Raw genomic sequence first — 3,569 nt, 5'->3', positions numbered from 1 at the left:
CCTCCGACCCCTCCGCCCGCACCCGCGGCATGAGGGCGCCCCTCACCATGCGTCCTCGGCGCTCGATCTCTCGCCGCTGCGTCGTGGTGGCTTTTCTCATCGCGCTCGCCTTCTCTCCCGCCCTCGCGAACCCGCCGCAGATGAATCTCTCCACCCTCAAGCAGGCATGCGTGACCTACCACGACTCCGGTGAATATCTCGTCGACGTGGCCGCAATCGACCATGAAGCCGAGGCCTGGATCGAGAAGACGAGCGCCACCGAACGCGCCGCCCTGGTTCTCGACATCGACGAGACCGCCATCACCAACTGGGACTACTACAAGAAGCTGAGCTTTGGCTTCGACTACCCGTCGTTCCACACGTTCTGCCTCGAGACGCGCGCGCAAGCGCTCGAACCGACACGCCTGCTGTACGAACACGCTCGAAACCGCAACGTGACGGTGTTCTTCGTCACCGGTCGGCGAGAGACGATGCACGCAATCACCATCGATGATCTCCACGAAGCCGGTTACCCCGCGTGGAACGACCTGATGATGGCCCCCGCAGGCTACCACGAGCGTTCCATCTCCACGTTCAAGACCGCGTGCCGCAAGCGCATCACCGAGATGGGGTATCACATCATCGCCAACGTGGGCGATCAGGAGAGCGACCTCGCCGGCGGATACGCCGACAAGGCCTTCAAGCTTCCGAATCCGTTCTACCTCGTGCCCTGAGCAGTGGCCCGCGCGACCCGCGACGCTCAGGCTTCCCGCGGGAGAACGCAGACGAAGCGGGCGCCTCCCCGCTCCCCGCTCTCGACGTGAACACGCCCCCCGTGGGCCGTGACGATGCCACGCACGATGGCAAGGCCCAGCCCCGTTCCACCCATGGCGCGTGACCGTGCCTTGTCGACGCGATGAAACCATTCGAAGATGCGCTTCCGCTCTTCGACAGGCACGCCCGGACCCTGATCCTCCACAACAAGGCGAAGCCGTGCGGCGTCCTCCTCTTCGAGGCGCACGCTGACCACACTTCCCCCCTGCGCGTGCCGCAGCGCGTTGTCGAGAAGATACCAGGATCTGAACGCATGCCCTGACCTTCAATCATCTCCATCATGCGCATCTTGATGGGCTGGGTATAGCTCATCGCCATGCCGGGCACCGACTCGAACACCTTCGCGACACTCTCGAGCAGTTCGGCCTGCGTGCGGGCCTGTCTCCACTGCTTCGAAGGTCGCAGCGCGACGAAGACGTCGGCCTGGCTCGGCAGCATCGGATCGGTGGCGACCTCCGCTCGACCGACGCGGCTCACGACGTGATCGACCTCATCCGGAAAGCGCTCCCGCAGCAGGCGCTCCACCTCTCCGCAGCGCTTCAACGTCTGCTCCAAGGGCGTGCTCGGAGGAAAGAAGACCGACGCCGCGATGGCCCCCTCGCTCAGATCCGGGATGAACTCGCTCCCCAGGAAGGGGAAGAGTACGGCGCACACGGTGCAGAGAGCGCCCACCGATGCCAGAACCGCGCGCCCGGGCCTGTGACGCAACCTGCTCGCGTGCGCCGGCCGCGTGGGAGCGCGCCCGATCGGCCGCGGCCTTCTCCCGCGCGCGGGCGGCGGGCACGCCGCTGATGCCAGGCGGCTGCGACACGAGCAGCGCCATGATGAGAGCGAGGGCGAGACGACGCATGGAGTGAGTCGACTCGATGCTCGATGACAGGAAGATGAAGAAGCCGGCTCACGCCGAGAACGGTGGTCAGAGAGGACAGGCCCCATCGAGGTTGACTCTCACCGATATGCGACTGACTGCGTTGCTGGTGGGGTCACTGTCTTGGCAGGCCGCGCTCAGCCCCGCATCTCCTCGATCAGGGTGCAGGCGGCCTGCACCGGGTCGTCGTCGCGCATGCGTTCGGCCAGGGCGATGGCTCGGTTCGCCGTGGCTGAAGACGCCATCAAATTGCGCAGCGCCTCTGCCACCCGTGGCGGCGTGAAGGCCTTGGGCCAAAGCCGGGCGCCCACCCCGAGACGCTCGAGGCGCTGGGCATTGTCCGGCTGATCGAAGGCAAGCGGCATCACCAGCTGGGGCACCCCGGCCGAGAGCGCCTGGGCGCAGGTACCGATGCCGCCGTGATGCACCACTGCGGCGGCGCGCGAGAACACCCGGCTGAACGGCGCGTAGTCGACGTGCACAACCCCGTCTGGCAGCCGGTCCGGGATCTGGTCTCCTCCGCGGGCGATGAGCAGACCGCGACGACCGAGAAGGCGACAGGCCTGCGCCGCGGCCGTGAAGTACGGCCTCCCCTGGCGCTGGGCCGAACCGAACGTGAACACGATGGGAGGCTCGCCCTGGGTCAAGAAGTCTTCGAGGTGCGCAGGCAGGGCGAACGAATCGCCCTGGTCGTAGCGCACGAAGCCCGCGTGGCGGAAGTGCGCCGGCCAGTCCGGCGCATCGGCATACCACGCCGGGAAGAATCCGAGGATGCGATCCGGAGAATGCGCCCAGCGGCTCACGATGCGCCGGGCCGGGGGCAGTCCGACCTCGGCGCGAAACCGGTTGAGCTCCGGGCCGATGAGCCGATCGAAGAGATAGCGGTCAGCCGATCCGTACAGGGCCTCGCGAAACCAGTGCGGCCACCAGTCACGCATGCGCATCGCCGGAAGCTCCGGCGGATCAACCGTGCTCCACAGAACCGAAGGCTGCAGATGGACGGTGACCATGGGGATCTGCATCTTCTCGGCCGCAGTGCGCGCCCACATGGCCAGCAGGCTGCCCACCACGATGGTTCGTCCGGGGACATGTCTCTCCTCGACGTGAGCGTATCCCTCCCGCAGATGGCGGCGTGCGATGCCGTTCTGGCCGAAGATCACGTTCACCGACCGTGTCGGGTGCCAGACGTCCGGGTGCAGCGTCAGCGATTCGAAGTCTTCATCGGTGCCCACGGTTGCGAGGGGAAACCCGAGCGATTCGATGAGTGGCCTGTAGTGCGGGAGCGTGATGAAGTGGACATCATGTCCGCGGATGCGCAATCCCAGGGCGAGACCGATGAAGGGGTGGATGTCGCCGTGGCTTCCAACCGGGGTGAGAAGGACGCGCTGCGGTGATGACGACACGGGCTCTCCTTCTGCGCGGCGGTGGACTGAGACGACGCGCGACCTCGGCCGATGGGGATGCGAACCGAATCCGGAGGCTCCACGTCATCAGGGAGAGGAGCCATCCCCCATAGGCTGCGAATTCTCCTTCACCCGCACGAAAGGCCACATCCATGAGCATCGCCCATCCCCCCAAACGCTACCTGAACCGCGAGCTTTCCTGGATCGCCTTCGACGCGCGCGTGCTGGGCGAGGCCGAGAACCCGCGCCACCCCCTCCTCGAGCGCGTGCGCTTCCTCGCCATCTCTGACAGCAACCTCGACGAGTTCTTCATGGTGAGAGTCGCGGGGCTGCGGGCCGAGCTCGATTCCGGCCTCGATCGCGTGGGCTACGATGGGCTCAGCGTGCGCGAGCAGCTCACAACGGTCGACGCCGAGGCCCGCCGCCTCTACCGGCGCCAGCACGAGGTGTGGCGGCGACTGCATGGCGAGCTCGCCCGAGCGGGC

At 66.7% G+C, this 3,569-nt stretch carries 4 protein-coding genes and 1 pseudogene; 2 read left to right on the top strand and 3 right to left on the bottom strand.

The window, feature by feature from the left end; genetic code table 11:
- The first annotated feature begins 29 nt into the window (after positions 1-29).
- The gene (locus EB084_21820) at positions 30-713 is read left to right on the top strand and encodes an acid phosphatase (GenBank protein ID NDD30903.1); all 684 of its coding nucleotides are present in this window, start codon (positions 30-32) and stop codon (positions 711-713) included.
- A gap of 26 nt (positions 714-739) precedes the next feature.
- On the opposite strand, the gene EB084_21815 is transcribed toward EB084_21820, so the two are convergent.
- The 3 genes and pseudogenes from EB084_21815 to EB084_21805 form a co-directional block, all read right to left on the bottom strand.
- Complete coding sequence (locus tag EB084_21815; GenBank protein NDD30902.1) at positions 740-1,033, bottom strand: ATP-binding protein; 294 nt, start codon at positions 1,031-1,033, stop codon at positions 740-742.
- Between the two features lie 29 nt (positions 1,034-1,062).
- Positions 1,063-1,749 (bottom strand): annotated as a pseudogene (locus tag EB084_21810) (efflux RND transporter permease subunit).
- Positions 1,750-1,818: 69 nt separating this feature from the next.
- On the bottom strand, positions 1,819-3,084 hold the full coding sequence (locus EB084_21805; GenBank protein ID NDD30901.1) for a glycosyltransferase: 1,266 nt from the start codon (positions 3,082-3,084) through the stop codon (positions 1,819-1,821).
- 152 nt (positions 3,085-3,236) lie between these two features.
- On the opposite strand from EB084_21805, the gene EB084_21800 reads away from it, so the two are divergent.
- A partial coding sequence (locus tag EB084_21800; protein ID NDD30900.1) for an RNA degradosome polyphosphate kinase occupies positions 3,237-3,569 on the top strand: 333 nt, incomplete at its 3' end.

The sequence above is a fragment of the Pseudomonadota bacterium genome, from assembly GCA_010028905.1.
GTDB lineage: Bacteria > Vulcanimicrobiota > Xenobia > RGZZ01 > RGZZ01 > RGZZ01.
This window is presented reverse-complemented; position numbering and strand designations above follow the sequence as displayed.

Coding starts and splice junctions, on each gene's coding strand:
- EB084_21820 (NDD30903.1), top strand. CDS start 30: ATGAGGGCGCCCCTCACCATGCGTCCTCGGCGCTCGATCTCTCGCCGC.